We start from the raw sequence: 21,815 nt of genomic DNA on the forward strand, positions 1-21,815 counted from the left end.
GGTGAAGGCCGTGCACATCGCACCGGAGTCCATCCAGCCGCACCATTTGCAAATTGAAACCATTCAGGGCGTGCATATCGCATCACAGGCGATATCAACCCATGCCTTACAGGATGAGTCTGTTACGTCCGCCAAACTGGCGGATGAGAGCGTGACGTCCGCCAAGCTGTCTGCCCACTCGGTACAGCCGTGGCACATTACAGACGAAGCTGTGCAAGGAAACCATCTGGCAGAAGAGGCTATCCAGTCGAGCCATTTAGCCCCGGAATCCGTCACCTCTGCCCATTTGCAGGCTTCAGCGGTGCTTACGAGCCATCTGGCCCCGGATAGCGTGTCCAGTCGTGCGCTTCAAGCGGAAAGCATCACCTCGGAAAAGCTGGCAGCGCGCTCGGTGCAAGGAATGAACCTCGCAGAAGGTAGCGTAGGTCCTCTGCATCTGTCTGCGCAGGCAGTACACCCCCAGCATCTGGCAGCTGGAGCGGTACAGGATAGAGCGCTGGCAAAGGGGGCGGTGAAGTCCGTGCATATCGCACCGGAGTCCATCCAGCCGCACCATCTGCAAATTGAAACCATTCAGGGCGTGCATATCGCATCACAGGCGATATCAACCGATGCTTTGCAGGATGAGTCTGTTACGTCCGCCAAACTGGCGGATGAGAGCGTGACGTCCGCCAAGCTGTCTGCCCATTCGGTACAGCCGTGGCACATTACGGACGAAGCTGTGCAAGGGAACCATCTGGCAGAGGAAGTCATCCATTCGGACCATTTAGCCCCGGAAGCTGTCACCTCCGCCCATTTGCAGGCTTCGGCAGTGCTGACCCGGCATATCGCGCCGGGAAGTGTGTCCGTTCACGCGCTCCAGGCGGGGTGCGTGAACGCAGAGAAGCTTGCACTTCGGGCGGTGCGTGCTTCGAATCTGGCGGAAGCCAGCGTAAGCTCCACACATTTGACCGAGCAAGCCGTGCACACCCAGCACCTGGCCGATGGATCGGTACAGGAATCGGCGCTGGCAGAAGGCGCGGTGCAATCAAGGCATATCGCGCTGGATTCCGTCCAGTCGGAGCATCTGCAAGCAGGCGTCATCCAGCAGCAGCATATAGGCTGGCAGGTGGTGTCGGAAGACGCATTGCAGGAAGAAGCGGTTACGTCTAGCAAGCTTGCAAATGGAGCGGTACAGTCCCGGCATGTGGCAGAGGAAGCCATTGAAGGCCGACACATTGGAGCAGAAGTTATTGAGACGCACCACCTGAAGCCGGGCGTGGTAACACTGGCTCAGCTGTCCACAGACATTCATCTCTCGGGGCTTTTGCCAGAGGAAGGGGTCAGTGGTGACAGACTTCAGGCGGAGAGTGTATCCCGCCGTCATCTTCAAGTTCAGGCTGTCGACAGTGAGGTGCTGAGTCCCGAAGCTGTGGGATCAGAGCATTTACAGGCTGCTGCGGTACAAAGCCATCACTTGGCAGAGCGAAGTGTCGAAGGGCATCATCTGGCGGAAGGCTCCGTAGGCTCACGTGAGCTGGAGCAGAACGCAGTGAAGCCGGAGCATTTGAGCATCACCCCGGTTCGTACCTGTGCCAATCAGTCCGCATTGCAGCAGTTCGGCAGAGCGCCGTTTCTTTTGAAGGGCAGCGAAGGAGAGACGGAAGTAACGATTATATTTGGGGAGTCTTTTGTCAACCCTGACTATACACTTGTAGCCATGACCAACCATCCTCTCTTTCATGCGACACTGAAATCGCAAACACCGGATGGAGCGGTGATCGTAGTAACCAAGTGGAACGAAACCGCGCATAACTACGGTATTGTTTCCTGGATTGCCATCGGTTAGTGAATATAATTGTGTAAAACTTATAGCGTGCAGACTCACGTATTTTCTGAATACGGGGCTGCACGCTTTTTCATATACTTTTCACACATTTGTTCCACAATTATCCCGAATTCTCCTGATAAGCTAAAGATACTTTAAAGGAGAGGTGATACAATCATGAAAAAATGGACTAAAAATGCAGCAGCCGTATTGACCGTAGTAAGCGTATTGGGAGGAGCAAGCAGCGCATTCGCCGCTACAGCAACTCCAGCCACAACTGCACCAGCAACGAAAGCTCCGGCGGTTACAACCCCGGCTACTAAAGCACCCGCAGTAAAAGCACCTGTTAAAAAAGCTGCAACAGCTCATAAAGCAACAACAGCTAAAAAAGCTCCTGCCAAAAAAGCTGTTGCCAAAAAAGCGGCACATAAAGCAAAAGCGGTAAAAGCGAAACACCGTACCGTTAAACATCATGCTAAAAGACATCATGTAGTAAAACATAAAGCAACAGCTCACAAAACTCGTGCACACCATGTTGTAGCTAAAAAAGTGGCTCATAAAGCTCCTGTTAAAAAAGTGACTCATGCAAAAACAGTGGTAAAAACAGCTCCAAAAGCAGCAGCTAAAACAGTAACAACCCAGAAATAAGGTTGGAGCGCAGTTCGTTTCCAGCTCGCCTGGCATATACAGCAGCGATTCATGATAAGAAAAGACGGGACCGGGAACGGTATACCCGTCTTTTGTCTATTTTGCTAGGCTTCTGTTAAGCTTATAGAGAGGATGCAATCATTCAGAACAACGGCAAGGGGTTAAGGCCATGACAAAAATAGTAGTAGTAGATGACGACGTGTTCATTTTGCAATTAATATCTGAATATTTGAAAAAGGAATCCTACGAGGTAACTTCCTTTTCCAGTGGAAAAACACTGGTAGAGCATATCCGTTCCGACCGTCCGGATTGCCTTGTTCTCGATATCATGATGCCCGGAGTTGACGGACTTTCCCTGCTGACTCAGCTGCGTGAATTTACGGAAATGCCGATCATTATGATCTCCGCTCGCGGGGAAGAAAGTGACCGTATTCACGGGCTGGATCTGGGATGCAGCGATTTTTTAACCAAACCGTTCAATCCTCGGGAGCTGGTAGGCAGAGTCAAAGCGATGCTGCGGCTGACCAAGGCCGGAACTTCTGCACCGGACGATAAGGAGGCAGCAGAGGCGGATGGAGATGTATGTCGTGCGGGCAATCTGTGTATTTTCGCTGAATTCCGTAAGGTTACGGTGGACGGTCAAGAACTGAATCTGACCTCACGTGAATTTGATCTGTTGCTGTTTCTTTCAAATCATCTGGAAAGACCTTTTGGCAGGGAGCATCTGATCCAGCAGGTATGGAGCTATGATTTTATAGGTGATGTGAGGGTCGTGGACGATCTGGTCAAACGAATTCGCAAAAAGCTGGCGGAATGCCACTCGAAGCTCGTCATTAACACTGTATGGGGGTTCGGGTATAAAGCAACGGTGCAGGAGCTGTAGCCATGCGCACGATGAGAGCTAAAATATTACTGTCTCTGTCCCTCGCCATGCTCATTACTGTCTGCATAACGGTGTTCCTGTTCGTCAGGCTCATCGACGACATTCTTGTAAATCAGGCTAAATCCAAGCTTCATGATCAAGCACGCAAAGCGGTTCATATTATGAGCGACGGGGGCTTTGACCGACTGGACAGCGCTGAGTTTAACTATGTTATCAAAGATGTGCTTTTGTCTGCCGATTACTTTATTTTAAACACGGATCACCGCATCGTCGATTCAAGCGTCTCCGCAATGAAGGGCAAGAAAATAGAACAATTGCTGTTGATCAAGCAGGGATTTTTTGCGTCGGTTCATCCGTCTTCTCGCGATCTGACTACTACACATGAAGGGGTGGCCGTGCTCCAAGGTAAAAAAATACTGTTTACAAATGAAGAACTGCCTGGGAAGCCTTTTCGTATTTTTGTATATTCACCGTTGTCTTCTTTAAGAGCGCTGTATGTGCCATTAATGAGGACCACGCTGCTATCCATTGTCGCGAGCTTTGTCGTCATTCTCGTCATTGGACTGATGGTCGTTTCACGCTTGGTGCGCCCGCTCAAACGATTGAAGGAGGCCGTAGGCAACTATGAGCCGAACCAACCGCAGGACAGTGACTTCCCGCAGGCGGACAAGAGTGAGATTGGCGAGCTGATCGGTACTTTTCATTCCATGTCCACCCGTATTCAGCAGCATCACCACGGTCAAATTGAATTTTTGCAAAATGTTTCTCACGAGCTAAGGACACCGTTAATGTCCATTCAGGGCTACGTATACGCCATTCAGGATCAGGTGGTCTCTCAGGACGAAGGGCTGAGTATTATCAAAGTACAGTCACAGCGGTTGATTGACATGGTGGAAAAGCTGCTTCAGCTATCGAGGCTGGAGGCGCTGAATGAAGAATGGCCTGTCTCATTGATTGATCTGAAAAGCATGGCAGAGGACGCCATTCATCTGCTGATGCCCGTGGCTGCTGAATGTTCTGTTTCGCTTCGAGTGGAGGGCGAGGGACTGCATGTGGCCGTTCCGGCTGAACAGTTATTTCGCATGATGCTGAATTTGTTGCAAAATGCGGTTCGACACACCTCCACCGAGGTTGTCATCCATTTGGAGGCGGGAACCACACCGGAGGTCGTATGGGTAATTCATGTGGATGATGACGGAGACGGTTTGAGCGAACAAGAGGCAGCGGAGGTGTTCGGTAGATTCTATACCGGCTCGAACGGGGTCACAGGTCTTGGATTGGCTATTTGCCGTCAAATTGCCTCCCGGCTAAACGGGGAACTGATCTGCACACGTTCACCCTTGGGTGGAGCGCGGTTCAGCTATATTCAACGCATGTTATAAATGAGTGCAAAAAATGGTTAAAAATGATCGTTTTTCTGGATGGACATCCCGTGCATGTAACATAATATGGCAGGTTGTAGATATTTTTGCAGATATAGCTTGACTGGCGGGTACTAAACTGAGTAAAATTAAGCGTATATACCTTAACTTTTGAACGTCGTTTTTTTAGATAGTGGTCAATAATAGTGGTTAATAATAAATGAAAGAGTGATGAGATGAACCGCCTTTTGGAAGTGAAGGACTTAACGATATCTTTCAAGACCCGCCAGGGACTAGTGCAGGCCATTCGTGGCGTAAACTTTCATGTTAATAAAGGGGAGACGCTGGCGATCGTGGGCGAATCCGGTTCAGGTAAAAGTGTCACCTCACAGGCTGTGATGAAGCTGATTCCGACCCCTCCCGGTATTTATCAGAAGGGTCAAATTATGTTTGACGGACAAGAGCTGATTCATAAAACGGAAAAGCAGATGCAGAAAATTCGTGGTAAGGAAATCGGCCTGATTTCTCAGGACCCAATGACCTCGCTTAACCCGACGATGAAAGTTGGCAAGCAGATCACGGAAGTGCTTTTCAAACATGAAAAAATATCCAAGAATGCTGCTTACGAACGTGGTATTGAGCTGCTTAATCTGGTAGGTATTCCACATCCGGAGCAGCGTTTTAACCAATATCCGCATGAGTTCAGTGGTGGTATGCGTCAACGTGTCGTTATCGCGATGGCATTGGCTGCCAATCCGAAGCTCCTGATTGCCGATGAGCCGACGACTGCACTGGATGTAACGATTCAAGCTCAAATTTTGGAGCTGATGAAGGATCTCCAAAAGAAGATCGACACTTCCATCATCTTTATTACCCATGATCTTGGCGTTGTAGCGAAGATGGCGGATCGTGTTGCGGTTATGTATGCCGGACAAATCGTGGAAACAGGTACGGTTAATGAAATTTTCTATAACCCGAAACATCCATATACTTGGGGGCTTCTCGCTTCCATGCCAAGTTTAGACAGCCACGGCCAGAAGCTGGCGGCGATTCCGGGTACACCTCCTGATTTGCTTCATCCGCCTGTAGGGGATGCTTTTGCAGCCCGCAGTGCTTATGCGATGAAGATTGATTTTGAAAAAGAGCCTCCGCTCTTTCAATTATCCGACACGCACTTTGTGAAATCATGGTTGCTGCATCCAGATGCGCCTGCGGTTGAGCCGCCAGCTGTGGTAAAGGCCAAACTTCGCAAGCTGGATAATGCATTTGAAAAACCGGTTCTGGTGGAACAATACGGCGGTTAATGTGTAATAGAAGAAGGGCTGTTCTCTCCGTGGAAGAATCTACGGTGGGAACAGCCTTTTTGGTGTGAAGCCTCAGGTGTGAAAGCCTGTGGCTGTTTGTGTTAGCGGGGAAGTTTTTTACAACTTGCCGGAACCGGCTTGTGAAGTGACTTCTGCCTTCACGCTGGCGGATGGAGAAACCTTATCGTTCAGCGATGGTTTCCAGCCTACAGAAGAGCTAAGATCCGCGTTGGAGCCTGCCTTTACAGCTTGTCCATTCAGGATAGTGCCTGTGTCGGACAGGGCTGTGCCTCCAAAGACAGATACGGACCTACAACGCTGCTTATGATGTGTGGTTCCACGAAACGGACAAAGCGAGCTGGGACTCGACTCCGACCGATGAATTAATGATTTGGCTGAATCATACGAATGCCGGCCTGGCTGGAACTTATCTGGAAACCGTCTCCCTTGCGAGAAGTAACTGGGATGTGTACAAAGGCTGGATCGATGCAGGCAGTGGTAAGGGATGGAACGTGTTTTCCTTTGTGTGAAAGTTCAATACGAGTAGCGCGTCGTTCAATATCAAAAATTTTACCGACAATATGATTTATATGAAAAAATGGATGAGTAACGCGAAATTCGTCAGTAGCGTGGAATTCGGTACTGAAATTTTCGGTGGTAGCGGCTCTATTCATATCAACAAATGGAATGTTAATGTACAATAGTCATCAAGATCATAGCCCCTCTCAAGCAGGCACACGAAAAAGGACATCTGTATGATGAACCTTTTGCTGTCGATGGAGAGGGGCTTTTTTGCACATCGAGATATGGGGACAGACGAGTATGATCCTATCAGAGACATCTGTACTTTTCGGGAAACAATGGGTACAACTCTTGTAATATAGCTGAGGAGGAATGAGCATCATGGCAGAGCACTTAGCAGATATGCTGAAGTTATTGAAGCAAAAAGAATGGGTGGATTTGTCCCACGCCTTTTATCCTGAAATTCCTCATTTTCCGGTATTCGATAATGTTCAGGTTGACACGCTGTTTACTCATGACGATGGTTTTTTTGTGAAGGGCAAACGTTATTTACATGAGCTTTCCTTGAAGGAACTGGTTCTGCCGCTGGTCGTTATCGACCGTTCAGCAGCCGTTGCCGCTAATCCCGACTATGAGCTTACGGTTGCGGATATTGTGGACTTTGAGAAGGAGCATAGACGAATTGTCGATCAAGCTTTTGTAGCCTTTCGCAGTGATTGGAGCAAGCGTTGGCCTGATTCGGAAGCCTTTTCGAATCAGGATGCAGCTGGAGAAGCACACTGCCCGGGCTGGTCGCTGGATGTGCGTTTTTTGGTGGAAGAACGGAATGTCGCTGCCATCGGACATGAAACGCTGGATACCGATTCTTCCGTGGCTTATCGCAAAGCAGGCAAGCTGGTAGGGGAATATTACATATTGGAACAGGATCGTTATCAGGTTGAGGTACTGACGAATTTAGACAAGTTGTCTGCGACGGGGGCGGTCATTTAAAATATCGTTCCGAGCATTCAGGATTCCCCCGGATTTTCGGTGCGTTCTTTTGCTATTTTGCCTTAATCATAAACAAGGAAAGGCCGATTACAGGCATGAATATCTGTGATCGGCCTTTTATGGTCTATATGGGTAGTGTGAAGCCTCATTCATGTTCATTAATTTAAGATTTTGAAACGTCCTCAAGTAATAATAGTGACGGTAGGAGCAGAAATGGTAGGCTGAGTTGTTATACTGGAGGTGGTAGAGCCGAAATTTACTAATTCCACGGTAACTGGAACACCTAGTGATACGTCTATTGTGTCAAGGACCAGACTTGCAGTTGTTAGAGTGGATAAGGAACTTTGCTGAAGTACTCCGTTAATATACACATTGAGAGTATCGGCAGTCGTTACTGCCGGAAAAGCAGCAATCGGAGCTCCAGCGTCATCTGTGAATTCTCCTGCAAGAATAGTTGTCTCTGTTGCTCCGATATCCCCAGCTGTAATTGCGGCAAAGAAACGGGTCGTGCTTGGAGCAATAGTAGTTGTTATGACACCGCCGCTTGAGACTGGAGCTGTTGCAACCGCTGTAAAAACAGGTTTTACTATTGGCATGATTTTCAACTTCTTTCTGTTTGGTTTGGACCATTTCCTGGCTCTTAATCAATAAATGAGTTTGAAGCAGATTCGGAAACGGCATATTAACCTTTATGTTAATAATTAGGGTGGGTGAAGGAAGCCCTATTTTTCCGCAAATATGGATGGAAGCGGTTGCCTGATAGCTGTCTGTTACAAATGCCTAAAACCCTACAGGATGATGTGCATACAATATCATAGAGATGAGAAAAGGAGGTGTAAACGGCTGGTATGGGCAAACGCGACTCATCACTAAAGAGGCATGGAAAGCGAACCGCACTTTGCAGATTCATCAGACGTAAGAAATGTACAACAAGTTATAAATTCAGACGTAGAAGAAAGACGAGGCTACATTCCAAAAAGCATCCAAAGCTAATCATGCATCGGCGGCATTGCAACGTTCCTGCCAAACGACGCAGAAGATTGGGCTTGACGGGAAAACAAGGTATACCGGGTCCGGTAGGGCAGCAGGGCAAATCTGGCCCGGCAGGAGAGCCAGGCGTAGCGGGCTCGCCAGGACTGACAGGTGCACAAGGCGTTCCGGGTTTGGCAGGAGCGCAGGGTTTACCGGGATCAGCGGGCGCACAGGGTGCAACAGGTCCTTCTGGCCCGGCAGTCGACATTACGGATATTGAAATTGTCCCTACCGCTGAACGGTATTTTTATTTTGTCCCCGAGGATATTCAATCTTCGGTCACGATTATGGTGGATCAATTCTCTGTTGATGGAGTACAAGAAGCTTTTCAGCTGTTTAATGTCGGAAGCAACAGCTATGCCAATTTGTATATTAACGGGATAATACAAGAAAGCACTTTGTATAGCCTAACGCCTTCTTCGGTGACGATTCACCTCAACGAAGGAGAAACGATTTACTCCGGTACACCCATTATTGTGGAAATCGTTCAATTTAGTGCGCGATACAGTGCGTAATACAGCGCGTCATACGAAGATGTACAGTTATTCAAAACCAAAACTGGTTATACGGCTTAGGGCCTTCAATGCGGACACCGAGTTGTTCGGCTGCCTGTCTGGGCCAGAATGGATTACGCAGTAGTTCCGGCCTACCGCCACCACATCAGCCCGACCATTACGCAAAATTTCCTCTGCCTGAATCCCGTGAGTGATTAGTCCTACGGCAGCAGTCGGAATATCAGCAGCAAGGCGAAGTGCTCGTCGCTCCATAAGCCGAGGCTACCCGAATCTTTCCCCTGCGGGGTAACCGCATGTACCTCAAGCATGACCAGCCCCGCCTGTTATTTGGTTACATATCTATTTTATCACGCCTGTTGATTAACCACTAAATGGTAGAAAAAGAGTCGTCGACCCGGTAAAATGTTTGTACCCCTACAAACCAACCGAAAGGTGACGACTCCATGAAAAGGTCTACCCTGTTCCAGAATTTCCTTTAATCTTTGATCACGGAAGAAGATGTGAAGATAGCCAGTGATAACTCAGAATATAAAGAAAATGCACGTAAATTCACCGTCCACACCTTGCTTCAGTACTGGGCCCAGGCAGCCTTTGAGCAGTGGAATGGATTTCGAGATGGCGCAGACCGCGCCTTTGTTATGTTGCCCTTCATGGAACGACAGTTTTAAGGCACGGTGGCAGATTGAACTATTTTTCAGATGGATTAAACAGCATTTGGATATCCCGACTTTATTCGGTACATCCGAAATGCAGTGTACTGGTATAGGAAGATTTGCATAAATATCATTTGCAATTTAGTTAGTTATCACTTACTATATGTTTATGAACAAGAAAACACATGTAGATAGCAAGAAGAAGGATATTATGCAAGCAGCTATGCGCTTATTTGCGACCAAAGGCATCGACGGCATTTCTGTCAAAGAAATTGGGGAGGCTGCCGGTGTAACGGATGCCGCGATTTATAAGCATTTTAAGAGCAAAGATGCGATGGCCTTGGAAGTATTCGGGCAGTATTGCAACAGCTATACTACGTTGATTGACTTCTACTGCAAGCAGAGCGGGAGCTTTATTAGCCGTTTTCATCAATTGGTGGACGAGGTGCTTGTGATGCACGATGAAGATCAGTATGGTTTGCTTCTGTTATCACAGCATCATGAGCTATATGTAGAGGCAAGCAAAAGTTCGAATGTCCGGGAGCCGCTAGAGGCGTTAGTCGAGTTTATTGAGCAGGGGATTCAGCACGGAGAACTGCCCAAGCAGGATGCCCAGCTATCCGGTGTGCTCATTATTGGAGCCATTACACGCTTGTCCGTGTCCAGTCTGGAGGGTGAATTGCCCCAGCAGCTTATTCCGTTTGCAACGGAGGTCAAGGAACGTTTAACCGCTTTATTAAGTCAAGGTCAGTAGTGACCTTTTCTTTTTAAATATAAAGTTAGTGTTTTCTAACTAAAAAATAAAATATAAGGGTAGGAAGTGGCTCGAATGTCTAAAAAGATATTGGTTATTCAGGGAAATCCGGTCGTTGGCAGTTATGGAGAAGCGCTGGCTCAATCCTATGTAAAAGGAGCGGAGGCTGCGGGGGCTGAGGTGCGTTTATTGCAGTTGTCCGCGTTGGACTTTAATCCTAATCTATTAGGTGGATATCGTAATAAATTGCCGCTGGAACCGGATTTAATCAAAGCTCAGGAATCCATTAAGTGGGCAGAGCATCTCGTTTTCGTCTTTCCGATCTGGTGGGGGAGCTTGCCTGCATTAATGAAAGGATTCATTGACCGTACCATTATGCCGGGGTTTGCGTTCAAGTATCAAAAAGGAAAGCCTATGCCTGACAAGCTCCTAAAAGGCAGAACGGCCCGCCTCATTACTACGATGGACGGACCGGGCTGGTACTACCGATTTTTCCAGGGACAGCCCGGGCATCGGATGATGAAGGATTCCACGCTGCATCTATGCGGTGTCAAACCGGTGCGTTCTACTACAATTGATCTCATGAATAAGAAAACAGATCAACAGCGCAACGATTGGCTGAGCAAGGTCGAGCAGCTAGGACGTAGCATGAGTTAAGTTTTCATGATGAAGGGATCAGCTTCTGATCTTGGAACTGGGCGAACAGATCGAGAAATACGGTTTCGCTGTCGGCAACTTCGTGAAAACCAAATTGTTTTATTTTTGTCGTATCCGTGATCACATCATATTTTTGTACCATAGCATCCCAGGTTTCCTTGAAACAAAGCTGGAGAACACGGTTGTGGACCTCTTTAACCGTGAGATGATTGGTTTTAGCAGTGATCCCCGAAAGACAGCGTCGCTCGTGTACAAAGCGATTGCCAGCCTTTCTGTGCGATTAGATCGTATTCAGATGTTTCATACCGACCGAGGAAAGGAGTTTGATAACCAGCGGATCTCCGATGTTTTAGAAACATTTGGCGTCACTCGTTCACTAAGCGCAAAAGGCTGTCCTTACGATAATGCTGTCGCTGAGGCCACCTTTAACATCTTCAAAATGGAGTTTGTGAACCAGGCTCATTTTCAATCGGAGGAGCAGCTTGATGTCGAGCTGCGCGACTATGTCCACTGGTTAATCATCACCGCATTCGCGGAACACTCGGGTACCTCATGCCTGTAGAAGCCAGAAAAATGCCCTCTTAATTGATGAGAGGGCTATTTGTTATGTATGAATTTATAGAATTCGACTTAATTAGATAAAACTTCCTAATGAAAAGGAAAGTTTTATAATTTATACTATTCTTGTTACTAATCAACATTCTATGTGTGAAACTATAATAAAATTGGAATTTTAAGAGGAATACCGATGAATACCAGAGAATGTATGAATTATAGCTCTCTGGGGGCGATCTTGTGAGTAATTCTGTTAAAAGATATTTCTATACATCCGGTCCCACTGTACTCGTGGATCGGCTTTGTCGTGAAATTGGGTTCGAATCGTTCATCAATAAGCTACTTCCTTGGGCTGCTCTATATTGTAATATTTATAAAACTTTACCTCGAACTGTATAAATACCGAAAATAAAAACAGGTGTACAATATACCATACTTATTTAATGTATTTTTTGTGAAATTATTCACGTATTTCAAATGAAATAAGGTGAGAATGAGAGGAGATGGTTTTCTTGATAAAGAGCAAGTATTATTTACGTTATGAACTAGAAGAGGAATCACTAGTTATCAATACCTTAACAGGCTCGGTTGACTACTTCTCGGAAGAAATGATTAAACTATTTGACAAGTTAGAGTCCGTTGAATACAGTGATTTATCAGGTGAAGAGCAAGAGTTCATTCATCATCTCAAACAAAGAGGATATGTTTTTTCTTCTAAAGAAGAAGAGAAACGCTTAAAGCAGGCAATGAAGTTTGCAACAAGTCTGGATGTCATGCAATACATTATCTGTCCTACTTATGCCTGTAATTTTAGATGTTCGTACTGCTTTGAAGATCATGCTATTCATGAGAAAGCTTCGATTATGTCAGATGAGCAACTGGAAGGTGTATGGAATGCGATTCAACATTTTCATCAAGAAAGTGGTCTTACGAAAGGACACCTTCACTTGTTTGGCGGAGAACCACTTCTCCCTATGACACAGAAGATTATCAAAAAAATCTGTGACAAAGCTGTAGAATGGGATTTTCGTATTGGCTGTAATACGAACGGTTTCCATATTGGTTCATTTGTCGATACTTTAGCAAGTTATGGGGACCGAATCAGTATAGCAGTAACTATTGATGGACCTGAGGACATAAATAACCAACGCCGCATTTTGGCTGGCGGTCAAGGAACGTTTCAACAAATCGTCCGTGCGATTGGAGAAGCTCTTGCCAAGGAACTGCGTATTGTAGTCCGTGTTAATATTGATCAATCTAATATTTCACGAGTAGGCGAACTTGTGGAGTATTTTAGAGGGAATAAGTATCTTGACTATGAGAATTTTGGAATACATTTTGCTCCTATCACCGATCATACTTGCCAGAGTACGGGAGAAAACCTAATGCAGGGAGTAGCCATTATTAAGCTACTTCGCCGTGATATTCCTGATTTTGATGAGCTTGTTGCTTCAAGAAAACTTATGATCGGGCCTGACATGTGGCGTTTTATGCAGCCATTGGTTCAATTAGACCCTGAGTTGAAGGGGCACGCACAACCATTTTTCCCACAGACGGTATTCTGTGAATCTGTGCAGGGAAAACAAATTGCTTTTGGCCCAGATAGTCACATCTATGCTTGTACTGATCTTGTCGGTCGACCAGAATTCAAAATCGGAGATTACTTTCCAAAAATGAATTTAAATGATTGGAAGTGGCGAAAGTGGAATGAGTTCAACTCACTTACAATCTCCCAATGTAAAAGTTGCTCTTCTGCACCAATTTGTGGTGGAGGCTGTGCAGCGGAGGCATTAGTTACTTTTGGAAATCTTGAGCAACCTCATTGTACATACGCGGATAATAAAGTGTTTGAATATCTTGATACTATTCGTAATGATCTTGTTGCTCAAGGGGGTACATCCAAATGATATCTAGCACATATAATTCATTCTATAAACTATCGAATGGTGATTATGTTCTCATTAATTCCTTGAGTGGAGCGATTGATACAATAGGTGTGGAAGTGAAGCAATTCCTAGACCGTATTCGAAAAGGTGATGTGTCTTCACGAAATAAGGATTATGAACCGCTGTATCAATTCCTTGAAAAAAGAGGGTACATTTACGAAAATCGTGATTCCGAGTGGGCAAAGTTACTTGAAATACGAGACCACGTTTATCGGTTGCAAGATACCTCTGTTGCAGGGATTACTTTTAATGTATGTACAACTTATATGTGTAACTTGCGATGTCCGTACTGCTATCAAGGACATGAAATCCACGAAAAATCACATGCACTCACAATGACGGAAATAGACAAAATGTTTAAGGCAGTTGATGGAATCCTTGCAATGGAAAAAGAAAAAGGTCGCTATCAAAATGCAACACATCGTATGATGCTCTATGGAGGAGAACCTCTGTTGCCTACAACTCGCGAAACAGTGAAGGAAGTTGTAAGGAGAGCTGTCGATGAGTACGGTTTTAGAATATATGCCATTACTAACGGGACTTTTCTACATGACTATCTCGATTTCTTCGAACAGTATAAAGAAGAATGGGATTATTTCCAAATCTCTGTAGATGGACCTAAGTCGATTCATGATCAGAGAAGGATTACAGCTGGCGGTCAAGGAACGTTTGATAGAATAGTTCGCAACATTGATATGGCATTAGAGCGCGGCTTTCGAATCGCATTGCGCACAAATATCAACAAGGATAATGTTGATCATCTAGAAGAGTTAGTCTCTTTTGTTGAGCAAAAGGGCTGGCACGAGCACCCATTATTTTTCTGGCAGATCTCCCCCGTTACTGACCACTATGGCGACAATTTACCTAACCACTTACCTGAACATAAACTACTAGTGGCTCTTTACGAGAAGTTCGGCGATTTGGAAGAGTTTCTGGACAAGTACAGCGTCCAGCTTGGTACAGATTTGAGTATGAGGACTTCAAGAATTCGTCAGGCCATTACCTCCAAAGACTGGGTTATGAACAACCCTAGCGATAGTTGTACTTCTACACCTAACACACTTCCAATTTTTAAAGAATGTAGCGCAAGAGAGCATCGTTTCTATGCCTTCGGTGCAGAAGGAGCGATTTACGCCTGCCCAGAATCTGTAGGATGTTCGGAGTTTGCCATTGGGGCATTTTATCCAGAGTTTGTGATTAATCCCATCAAACATAACATGTGGGATAAGGATATAACAGATTCTGAACAATGCGGCACGTGTAGTGTTTCTCTGTTCTGTGGCGGCGGGTGTGCCTACTCAAATTTGATGCGCAATGGGTCTATAACTGAACCGTACTGTAACTACTCTCATCCAACCATTTCAACCTATGTGAAGCGGAATGAAGACATCTTTTTACAGGTGCAACATAAATAAATTTCAAATCCCGTTCATGTGAATAGAAACTTTAGTGAAAGGAGGTGAGAAATATGTCATTTAAAATTCATTCTGTTAATGAAAATGCGAAGCTTTGGACTGAATTGGCAGACGAAATGGAAGTTTTAGAAAATCGCGATGAAATGTCTATTATCAATGCAGGATCTTGTTGTTTCCAACCTTGGACTTGTTGCATCAAAGTTAACTAATACTTATTCGGCGATAAACCCAATTTATAATTTTGGAATAATTTACAAACAGAGGATAAGATTCGTCTGCTTGTGAACAGGAATTTAGGTGTCTATGATATTTGGGTTGTACTTCTGCAACGCCACATTTTTAGAGGCTTAAATTGTTGTGAAAATCAGGAACTGATTTCGGTGTTGGCACTTATTCAACGAAGAAACTCCACTTTCATGTGGAGTTTCTATCCTGCTTTGGGGTGAAAATGTGGATAGGAAAATTAGCAATCCTCATTTATTTCCATATACAGTCAGTCCCATGGATATCTGGGACAAGGGAAGTCACTATATTGTTTCTTTTGAGACAGGGCTGCAATTAAAAGTTACAGAGAGATTACTCAACATATTCTCCTGTATGAATGGAAATCTCTCATACGAAGAGATAAAAGAGCAGTTAAAACAGAAATACGATCTATATATCGAAATAGAAGAGTTATGCTATTTTGTTGAGAATTTATTAATTCCTCACGGTGTACTCGCTGGTTATGCCAAAAAGTCTGAACATAACTCAGCTATTTTATTTCGAACGCCACTTATGACAGGAGAGCGTTTTGAAAAAATAGCGAAGCCTTTTCATTGGTTATTTCAAAAACCTTGGTCCATCCTCACGCTATTTGGGATGGGATTTTGTTTGCTTTTGAACTTTTACCAAGTACAAACAGCAGATATGATGGGGGCATTTGGAACTTTTAGTGGAGTTGGAATGTCACTCATACTTCTTCTCTTATCTATTGTATTCCATGAGTTTGGGCATGTGGTGGCAGCATACCGATATGGTATTCGTCCACGTGATATTGGGATAGGATTATATATGTTGGTGCCTGTGATGTTTGTAGATCTAAGTGAAGCGTGGAAATTACCCCGTAAGCAGAGGGTTGTAATAGATTTTGCAGGTATATACTTCCAGTTAATAATGATATCCGGTCTTGCCATTTGGTATAGTTTGGCAGCGGAACGAGACATACTGATTGCTAACCAATTAATTTTATATTCTGTCGTTTTAAACCTAAACCCTATCCTACGTTATGATGGTTTTTGGGCATTGAATGATGCAATTGGTATTTATAATGTTCATACAAGAGCCTTTGCCTTACTTAAAACGGGAATAAAGGGATATCTACTGCGTCATCAGGAGTCGAGGGGTGCTTTTCACAAGAGCATAAGAATGATGGAGAAAAAACTTCGTTCTGTCCTACTTTTCACTCTATATCCTTATGGCAACAGCAGTGATCTCATATATTTTGTATACGATGATCCATACGTTATTAGCAGTACGTCCGTTGACTTTGGAAAGTACGAAAGGATTATGGATGCTTGCGTTGGTGATCCTCGTACAACTAGTTTTGAACATGAGCTATCGCCTTATACAAAAGAAGAAACAGATAAAACAAATAAAACAAATGATGAAGGAGGGATAATCTTTGTCTCAAGTAATTGTTGAAGTAAGAAATATCCGAAAAGAGTATCAAACAGAGTCAGGTACCTTACAAGTTTTAAAAGGGGTCAACACAGACATTCGTAAAGGTGAGGTTGTCAGTATTATGGGACCAAGCGGAAGTGGAAAGTCTACTTTGCTTGGTATTTTAGGAACCTTGGATACACCAACTTCTGGTCAATTAATGATTGATGGTGATGAGGTTACTGGTTTGACCGAGAGCCAACTTACCGAGTATCGCGCAAAAAAGATTGGCTTTGTCTTTCAGGCTTACAATTTGATCTCCACCATGACTGCCAAAGAAAATGTAATGCTCTCCTTGATGTCTGCAAAAGGAAAAAGTAATTTCAAAATGGAACAAAAAGCGCTTGAACTGCTAGATATGGTAGAAATGAAAGAGCGTTGTAATCATCTGCCGAGTCAACTGTCGGGCGGACAACAACAAAGGGTAGCCATTGTCAGAGCTCTTGCCAATCATCCATCTATCATCATTGCCGATGAGCCAACGGGGAACCTTGATTCGACGACCGGCAAACTCATTCTTGATCTTATATGTAGCCTCCGAGAAAAGGTAGGCACAACATTTGTCATAGCAACACATGATCCAAACGTTGCCGAAGTTTCAGATCGGGTACTGCACATTTTAGATGGGCAAATCCAAGAAAATTAAGTAAAGGTTGTGAAGTTTCCATGTTGTGGCTATCTTCTTTTCGGAGTTTATCTCGAAATAAGTTAAGAACTTTTTTTACGATGACAAGTATAGCCATAGGAGTTGCGAGTTTTTTCTGTATGTCTATGCTTTCTGAGCTTGTACCGCAGGCAGTACATGAATCCTCCAAGAAAGTTTTAGGGGGAGATATCCAAATTCAAGCTTATATGAAGCCTACTACTCTGACAGATTTGGAAAAAGTGATACCTGATCACGCAAGAAAAAACATGACGATTGGGTATGTCACAAACACGATGATCAGATCAGACCACAAAATAACGAGTGCTTTTGTAAAAGGGATTGATCCCAAACAGTATCCTCTCTATGGAGAAGATATGCTTCCGGGTGTTCGCTCGTTACACGAAAACGAGGTCTTGATCACAAAAAATCTCGCCAATCGCTTACAAGTGCAAGAAGGGGATAACATCTCGCTTCCGAATAAACAGGGCGAGCTTACTACTTTTCAAATTCGTGGATTGGTAGAAAAGATCCAAGAGTCATATGGAGATTCTATGATTTTTGGCATGATCTATATGGGTTACAATCCGTTGATACATTTGCAAAACTTAACACCAGGTATCACAAATGAAGCGTGGGTCACTCTTACGAACAACGAAGAAATCGGTCAGATACGAAAAAATACAACTGCAGCCATCGAAGGAAGTAATGTATTGGATTCAGCCGACAAAGAGAAAAAGATGCTGACCGACGTCCGCTCTTTGTTACTGTTTTTGCGTGTGTTCAGTCTTATTACACTTGCTATAGCCGGTATGACTACCTTTAATACAATGACGATTATGATGTCTACTCGTATCAGAGAAGTAGCCGTGATGAAAGCCATTGGTCTCAAAAATAGCTTCATCATGTACAGTTTCGCTGTCGAGGCATTTTTAATCGGGCTACTTGGAACCATTGGAGGAATTCTGGTTGGAGAAATTGCTAGTGTGTGGTTTTCTTCCTATATGGGTGCTGTTCTTGTCTTGCCTCTTCATTGGGAATTTAGTTGGCAAGCGATTGTCTCCACTTTGCCAGTAGGTATTTTAGTAACTATTATTGCAGCTTGGATGCCGTTACGTAGCGTATCACATATGTCTCCTTTACAGTTACTTCGTGGAACAGAGCCTATAGGTGAGGGGAAATTACCTTTTTTTAAAAAGCTGCAGATCCTTTTCTTTGCAAGTGTAGTGGTTGGTTTCTATTTGCAGGATGTCATGTTTGATTCAGTTGGTTCTTTTCAAATATCTAATTTGCTTCTCGCTTCATTAACGTCCATGGTGATCTTATTGTTGATGATTGGACTAATCAATGTGACTTCTTGGATCTTTGGATTACTCTTTCGGCTTTTGGGGAGAGGAAAATCACTTTTCTCTCAACCTATCTATTTAGCTTTACATAACTTATCGATGGGATACAAAAGGAATGGTCTATTATCAGTAACATTGACTGTTGGTGTGCTATCTGTCGTTCTAAGTCATGTACTTACAGATAATCTTATCCAAGTGATTCAAATGCAAATGGAAGTCCAATCCAAAGGAAATGTGTTGCTCACTTCCTCTGCGAGTGACGTAAAAGTAGTTGAGAATTTACTGAGCACAACTGACGGAATCATCTCCTATAAAAAAGGATATAAACAAGAAACACAGTTGTTACGGATAAACGATCAAAGTGCGATTGAGAAACTGAAAAGTCTAGGGCGAATCAGTAAAGTGTTCGAAAATATGAAATTTTCTACAGAAGCTGTGGACTTACAAGAAAAAAACCATTCGTATAAAATCTCCTCGGGTCGTGACTTTACTCCGGAAGACAACGGTGCTCTACACGCCTTGTTAATTGAAGACTTCCAAACAGAATTGGGAGTAAAAGAAGGGGATACTCTTAAAGTTAACTTGGACCATAAAACGATGAATGTAAAAGTCATTGGCTTTTTCGAATCCAATTTATTTAAGACAGCAGAGATACGTCTTCCTGAACAAACCATGCAGAAGTACGGTCAACCAACGCGTGTTTCTTACTATGTAGACGCAAATGCAGGTAAGATACAGAATATCTTGGATTTGCTCAACCAAAAGCTGCCTGAATCTGCAATGGCTTATTCCATCAAGCAAACCGTGGCATAGAGTTTACAAAATGTCGTAGATACATTTAGCAACTTTTTTTCTATCGTCTCTTTACTTGCATTTTTAACTTCTGGATTAATGATTGGAAATCAAGTGGTGATCTCGCTTTTACAACAAAAACGAGATGTTGCCATTATGAAAACCGTAGGTGTCTCTACAAGAAAACTGATTTTATCTATTTTAACTGAAAAAGCGATTCTTTCTTTTGTAGCAGGTGTCGTAGCAACTGGTTTAGCATTGATTTTCTCTTTCGTCATACTGCTTTCCGTGTTCCATGTATCGCTCATGTTAATGAATGTCTATTGGGTAGTCATCGGCATTGGGATGTCGATGCTTGTAACCTTGCTCGTTTCCTTATTGGCATCTTTGCAGTCTTTGGCGGCGAAACCAATTGAAATGCTACGTTAGGAGAGTGGTTTTATGTCAAAAGCTCCTTCTCAGATCCCGACAAATCAAACACCTAATCGTCTAACAGGTTGGGTTCAGCCCTTCACCTTGCTGGTTCTATTTATTTATATCGCCGCACTGGTTGTAATGGGTGTTTTCACAGATGAATGGATATCTCATCCTATATACGCTATTGGCGTAATTTTACCCGGTGTTGTAGTGTTTGTTTGGTTACGGGCTTATCAACTTGAAACGACATCCGTACAGATATCGAATGAAGAAGCAAAAGTGAGCCTCATCTGGTATGTGATCGTATTGATCATCTACAGTGTTGTTTTGGGCAACGAGGATTTACGCGTTCTAATTAATGAGGAAACAAACTGGATAACATTGGTCATTGTACCGCTTATTTTGATTCAGTCAGCGCGAGGGAAGCAAGGTGGAACGTTTAGAGAGTTACTGAGTTCGGTGGGATTAACGCGTCAGGGATTGGGAAAAACGATAACGCTTGCTGGTGTTACATGCCTTTTGCTTATACCCATTATTCTCTATTCCCTTAGCGAAGAACAACTTTCCAAAGTGATGACTGTTTTCCAGAAACCTGATCAAGCAGTCCTCTTTTATCCATTAAGCTTAGTAATGGCTTTTCTCCTTCCTGGCTTTACAGAGGAAGTAATGTTTCGAGGCATTCTGCAATCTCGATTATCAAGCTTCACAAGGTCTGAGGCGAGCGGCTTATTCTTAGCTTCTCTACTGTTTGCTCTCTATCATGTACCGTATGCCTACTTCCTTACTTCATGGGCTACGCACGGAAACCTAACTTGGTCACTCTCCACAGTTTTGACAGAGCAGTTTATCACAGGATTATTGATGGGCTTGATCTGGATGCGTACAAAAAATCTAGCAGGGCCCATGATCGTTCATGCTTTTATGGATAGCTTTATTATTCTTGCTAGTTTTGTGAAATAGGAAGTGAGAGTTAAGACTGTTCGTATGATTTACGAGGCTCCAAGGCGAAAAATGAGAATAAAAATTATTCCTTTTGTTAGGTGGCTACCAGTGAAGGGAAGCTGCAAAATGTACAGCTTCATTTGCTATATGAACAAGTCCATCACCATTAAACACATTATAAAGACACCCCAAACTATACCGTTACAAAGCTGGGATTCAAGCGTTGGTGTGAGCAGGGAGATAAAATCGACCATTCCGCTGGCCTGAGCACTCTGAAAACGATGTGTAATCGGGAAAAAGAAATCGTGAACTACTCATCGTTGCTGATGGACAAGCGCTGCGGTAGAAGGTCGTCACCATTGTATAGATTCTTTCAGTGGCCCCACTACTTTACAGGGATAGAAAAATTAGAAATCATTGGTACTTTATTTGAACAGAATAATGTATACTTATCTAGTAACAAAATATCCGAAAAGGAGAAGTGAACCATGAATCGTTTAATGTTAATGGTGGCAGTTGCAGGGGCAGCGTTATTCTCAGTAGTGGGTACTCAAAGTGCTAGTGCACAAGAAGTAAGTCAACTTGGCGTATCTGATTTTACGAGACAACCAGATCATAATCTTGAATTAGCTGGTGTTGTGAAACATCCTGAGAAAACGATACCCGCCGGCAGTAAAGTGACTTTAGTAAGAGGCTATGGCTATTCTTATGGAGTAACCTCTTATGGTGGCAGTTGGAGAGTGAGTTCCCCCAGTGGAATTCTCGAGAATTATTCTGCTGGAAAAGCAGTTGTTTATGTTTACGATAAGAAGGGCAAGTTGATTGAGACCTATTCTTTCAAAGCAGTTTAACAATGCTGATCGTTTGAACTCTTCGGTTCACTCTTCTAAACAAGCTGGTGGACTGTTTTTTACAGTCCGCGCCAGCTTGTT

The 21,815-nt window shown here is 44.0% G+C and carries 20 protein-coding genes and 3 pseudogenes; 21 read left to right on the plus strand and 2 right to left on the minus strand.

Features of this window, described 5'->3' with window-relative positions; all coding sequences use genetic code 11:
- From ACWGOO_RS04430 to ACWGOO_RS04460, 7 genes and pseudogenes are all read left to right on the plus strand, one after another.
- The coding region (locus tag ACWGOO_RS04430) for a WIAG-tail domain (RefSeq protein ID WP_452481621.1) at positions 1 to 1,828 on the plus strand (1,828 nt) is incomplete at its 5' end.
- Positions 1,829 to 1,984: 156 nt separating this feature from the next.
- Positions 1,985 to 2,455, plus strand: a complete 471-nt coding sequence (locus ACWGOO_RS04435) for a hypothetical protein (RefSeq protein ID WP_452481622.1) — start codon at positions 1,985 to 1,987, stop codon at positions 2,453 to 2,455.
- A 169-nt stretch (positions 2,456 to 2,624) separates the two neighbouring features.
- Complete coding sequence (locus ACWGOO_RS04440) at positions 2,625 to 3,338, plus strand: response regulator transcription factor (RefSeq protein WP_452481623.1); 714 nt, start codon at positions 2,625 to 2,627, stop codon at positions 3,336 to 3,338.
- Between the two features lie 2 nt (positions 3,339 to 3,340).
- The gene (locus tag ACWGOO_RS04445) at positions 3,341 to 4,720 is read left to right on the plus strand and encodes a HAMP domain-containing sensor histidine kinase (protein ID WP_452481624.1); all 1,380 of its coding nucleotides are present in this window, start codon (positions 3,341 to 3,343) and stop codon (positions 4,718 to 4,720) included.
- Between the two features lie 215 nt (positions 4,721 to 4,935).
- Positions 4,936 to 6,003 (plus strand): ABC transporter ATP-binding protein, encoded by a 1,068-nt coding sequence (locus tag ACWGOO_RS04450; protein ID WP_452481625.1) that lies wholly within the window; start codon positions 4,936 to 4,938, stop codon positions 6,001 to 6,003.
- A gap of 302 nt (positions 6,004 to 6,305) precedes the next feature.
- Positions 6,306 to 6,707 (plus strand): annotated as a pseudogene (locus tag ACWGOO_RS04455) (GH12 family glycosyl hydrolase domain-containing protein).
- A 199-nt stretch (positions 6,708 to 6,906) separates the two neighbouring features.
- Positions 6,907 to 7,581, plus strand: a pseudogene (locus tag ACWGOO_RS04460) (cyclase family protein).
- Positions 7,582 to 7,697: 116 nt separating this feature from the next.
- Here the strand turns inward: ACWGOO_RS04460 and ACWGOO_RS04465 are convergent.
- Entirely contained in the window at positions 7,698 to 8,111 is a 414-nt protein-coding gene (locus tag ACWGOO_RS04465) for a DUF4183 domain-containing protein (protein ID WP_452481626.1), read from the minus strand.
- Between the two features lie 399 nt (positions 8,112 to 8,510).
- On the opposite strand from ACWGOO_RS04465, the gene ACWGOO_RS04470 reads away from it, so the two are divergent.
- Entirely contained in the window at positions 8,511 to 9,062 is a 552-nt protein-coding gene (locus tag ACWGOO_RS04470) for a DUF4183 domain-containing protein (protein ID WP_452481627.1), read from the plus strand.
- Positions 9,063 to 9,093: 31 nt separating this feature from the next.
- Here ACWGOO_RS04470 and ACWGOO_RS04475 read toward each other — a convergent pair.
- Positions 9,094 to 9,299 (minus strand): annotated as a pseudogene (locus ACWGOO_RS04475) (oxidoreductase); the annotation flags it as partial.
- 245 nt (positions 9,300 to 9,544) lie between these two features.
- On the opposite strand from ACWGOO_RS04475, the gene ACWGOO_RS04480 reads away from it, so the two are divergent.
- From ACWGOO_RS04480 to ACWGOO_RS04540, 13 genes are all read left to right on the plus strand, one after another.
- Positions 9,545 to 9,730: a hypothetical protein gene (locus tag ACWGOO_RS04480; protein ID WP_452482057.1), complete on the plus strand. Its 186-nt coding sequence runs from the start codon at positions 9,545 to 9,547 to the stop codon at positions 9,728 to 9,730.
- A 154-nt stretch (positions 9,731 to 9,884) separates the two neighbouring features.
- Entirely contained in the window at positions 9,885 to 10,469 is a 585-nt protein-coding gene (locus ACWGOO_RS04485; protein ID WP_452481628.1) for a TetR/AcrR family transcriptional regulator, read from the plus strand.
- Between the two features lie 75 nt (positions 10,470 to 10,544).
- The gene (locus ACWGOO_RS04490; RefSeq protein WP_452481629.1) at positions 10,545 to 11,126 is read left to right on the plus strand and encodes an NAD(P)H-dependent oxidoreductase; all 582 of its coding nucleotides are present in this window, start codon (positions 10,545 to 10,547) and stop codon (positions 11,124 to 11,126) included.
- A 31-nt stretch (positions 11,127 to 11,157) separates the two neighbouring features.
- Entirely contained in the window at positions 11,158 to 11,688 is a 531-nt protein-coding gene (locus ACWGOO_RS04495) for a transposase (RefSeq protein ID WP_452481630.1), read from the plus strand.
- Between the two features lie 496 nt (positions 11,689 to 12,184).
- Positions 12,185 to 13,588, plus strand: a complete 1,404-nt coding sequence (locus ACWGOO_RS04500; RefSeq protein WP_452481631.1) for a radical SAM protein — start codon at positions 12,185 to 12,187, stop codon at positions 13,586 to 13,588.
- Between the two features lie 62 nt (positions 13,589 to 13,650).
- Complete coding sequence (locus ACWGOO_RS04505; RefSeq protein WP_452481632.1) at positions 13,651 to 15,042, plus strand: radical SAM protein; 1,392 nt, start codon at positions 13,651 to 13,653, stop codon at positions 15,040 to 15,042.
- Between the two features lie 53 nt (positions 15,043 to 15,095).
- The gene (locus ACWGOO_RS04510) at positions 15,096 to 15,251 is read left to right on the plus strand and encodes a hypothetical protein (protein WP_354454073.1); all 156 of its coding nucleotides are present in this window, start codon (positions 15,096 to 15,098) and stop codon (positions 15,249 to 15,251) included.
- 241 nt (positions 15,252 to 15,492) lie between these two features.
- On the plus strand, positions 15,493 to 16,725 hold the full coding sequence (locus ACWGOO_RS04515) for a site-2 protease family protein (RefSeq protein WP_452481633.1): 1,233 nt from the start codon (positions 15,493 to 15,495) through the stop codon (positions 16,723 to 16,725).
- Entirely contained in the window at positions 16,706 to 17,389 is a 684-nt protein-coding gene (locus tag ACWGOO_RS04520; protein ID WP_452481634.1) for an ABC transporter ATP-binding protein, read from the plus strand. Before ACWGOO_RS04515 ends, ACWGOO_RS04520 begins: the two co-directional genes overlap by 20 nt.
- A gap of 80 nt (positions 17,390 to 17,469) precedes the next feature.
- On the plus strand, positions 17,470 to 19,545 hold the full coding sequence (locus tag ACWGOO_RS04525) for an ABC transporter permease (protein ID WP_452482027.1): 2,076 nt from the start codon (positions 17,470 to 17,472) through the stop codon (positions 19,543 to 19,545).
- A 42-nt stretch (positions 19,546 to 19,587) separates the two neighbouring features.
- On the plus strand, positions 19,588 to 19,953 hold the full coding sequence (locus ACWGOO_RS04530; RefSeq protein ID WP_452482028.1) for an FtsX-like permease family protein: 366 nt from the start codon (positions 19,588 to 19,590) through the stop codon (positions 19,951 to 19,953).
- 12 nt (positions 19,954 to 19,965) lie between these two features.
- Positions 19,966 to 20,901: a CPBP family intramembrane glutamic endopeptidase gene (locus tag ACWGOO_RS04535; RefSeq protein ID WP_452481635.1), complete on the plus strand. Its 936-nt coding sequence runs from the start codon at positions 19,966 to 19,968 to the stop codon at positions 20,899 to 20,901.
- Between the two features lie 470 nt (positions 20,902 to 21,371).
- Complete coding sequence (locus tag ACWGOO_RS04540) at positions 21,372 to 21,734, plus strand: hypothetical protein (RefSeq protein WP_452481636.1); 363 nt, start codon at positions 21,372 to 21,374, stop codon at positions 21,732 to 21,734.
- Positions 21,735 to 21,815 lie beyond the last annotated feature (81 nt).

This window comes from Paenibacillus sp. NPDC055715, assembly GCF_053617595.1.

What these genes read in the sequence shown, in the direction of transcription:
- ACWGOO_RS04435 (WP_452481622.1), top strand. Translation starts at nt 1,985, where the DNA reads ATGAAAAAATGGACTAAAAATGCAGCAGCCGTATTGACCGTAGTAAGC.
- ACWGOO_RS04440 (WP_452481623.1), top strand. Translation starts at nt 2,625, where the DNA reads ATGACAAAAATAGTAGTAGTAGATGACGACGTGTTCATTTTGCAATTA.
- ACWGOO_RS04445 (WP_452481624.1), top strand. Translation starts at nt 3,341, where the DNA reads ATGCGCACGATGAGAGCTAAAATATTACTGTCTCTGTCCCTCGCCATG.
- ACWGOO_RS04450 (WP_452481625.1), top strand. Translation starts at nt 4,936, where the DNA reads ATGAACCGCCTTTTGGAAGTGAAGGACTTAACGATATCTTTCAAGACC.
- ACWGOO_RS04465 (WP_452481626.1), bottom strand. Translation starts at nt 8,111, where the DNA reads ATGCCAATAGTAAAACCTGTTTTTACAGCGGTTGCAACAGCTCCAGTC.
- ACWGOO_RS04470 (WP_452481627.1), top strand. Translation starts at nt 8,511, where the DNA reads ATGCATCGGCGGCATTGCAACGTTCCTGCCAAACGACGCAGAAGATTG.
- ACWGOO_RS04485 (WP_452481628.1), top strand. Translation starts at nt 9,885, where the DNA reads ATGAACAAGAAAACACATGTAGATAGCAAGAAGAAGGATATTATGCAA.
- ACWGOO_RS04490 (WP_452481629.1), top strand. Translation starts at nt 10,545, where the DNA reads ATGTCTAAAAAGATATTGGTTATTCAGGGAAATCCGGTCGTTGGCAGT.
- ACWGOO_RS04500 (WP_452481631.1), top strand. Translation starts at nt 12,185, where the DNA reads ATGGTTTTCTTGATAAAGAGCAAGTATTATTTACGTTATGAACTAGAA.
- ACWGOO_RS04510 (WP_354454073.1), top strand. Translation starts at nt 15,096, where the DNA reads ATGTCATTTAAAATTCATTCTGTTAATGAAAATGCGAAGCTTTGGACT.
- ACWGOO_RS04525 (WP_452482027.1), top strand. Translation starts at nt 17,470, where the DNA reads ATGACAAGTATAGCCATAGGAGTTGCGAGTTTTTTCTGTATGTCTATG.
- ACWGOO_RS04535 (WP_452481635.1), top strand. Translation starts at nt 19,966, where the DNA reads ATGTCAAAAGCTCCTTCTCAGATCCCGACAAATCAAACACCTAATCGT.
- ACWGOO_RS04540 (WP_452481636.1), top strand. Translation starts at nt 21,372, where the DNA reads ATGAATCGTTTAATGTTAATGGTGGCAGTTGCAGGGGCAGCGTTATTC.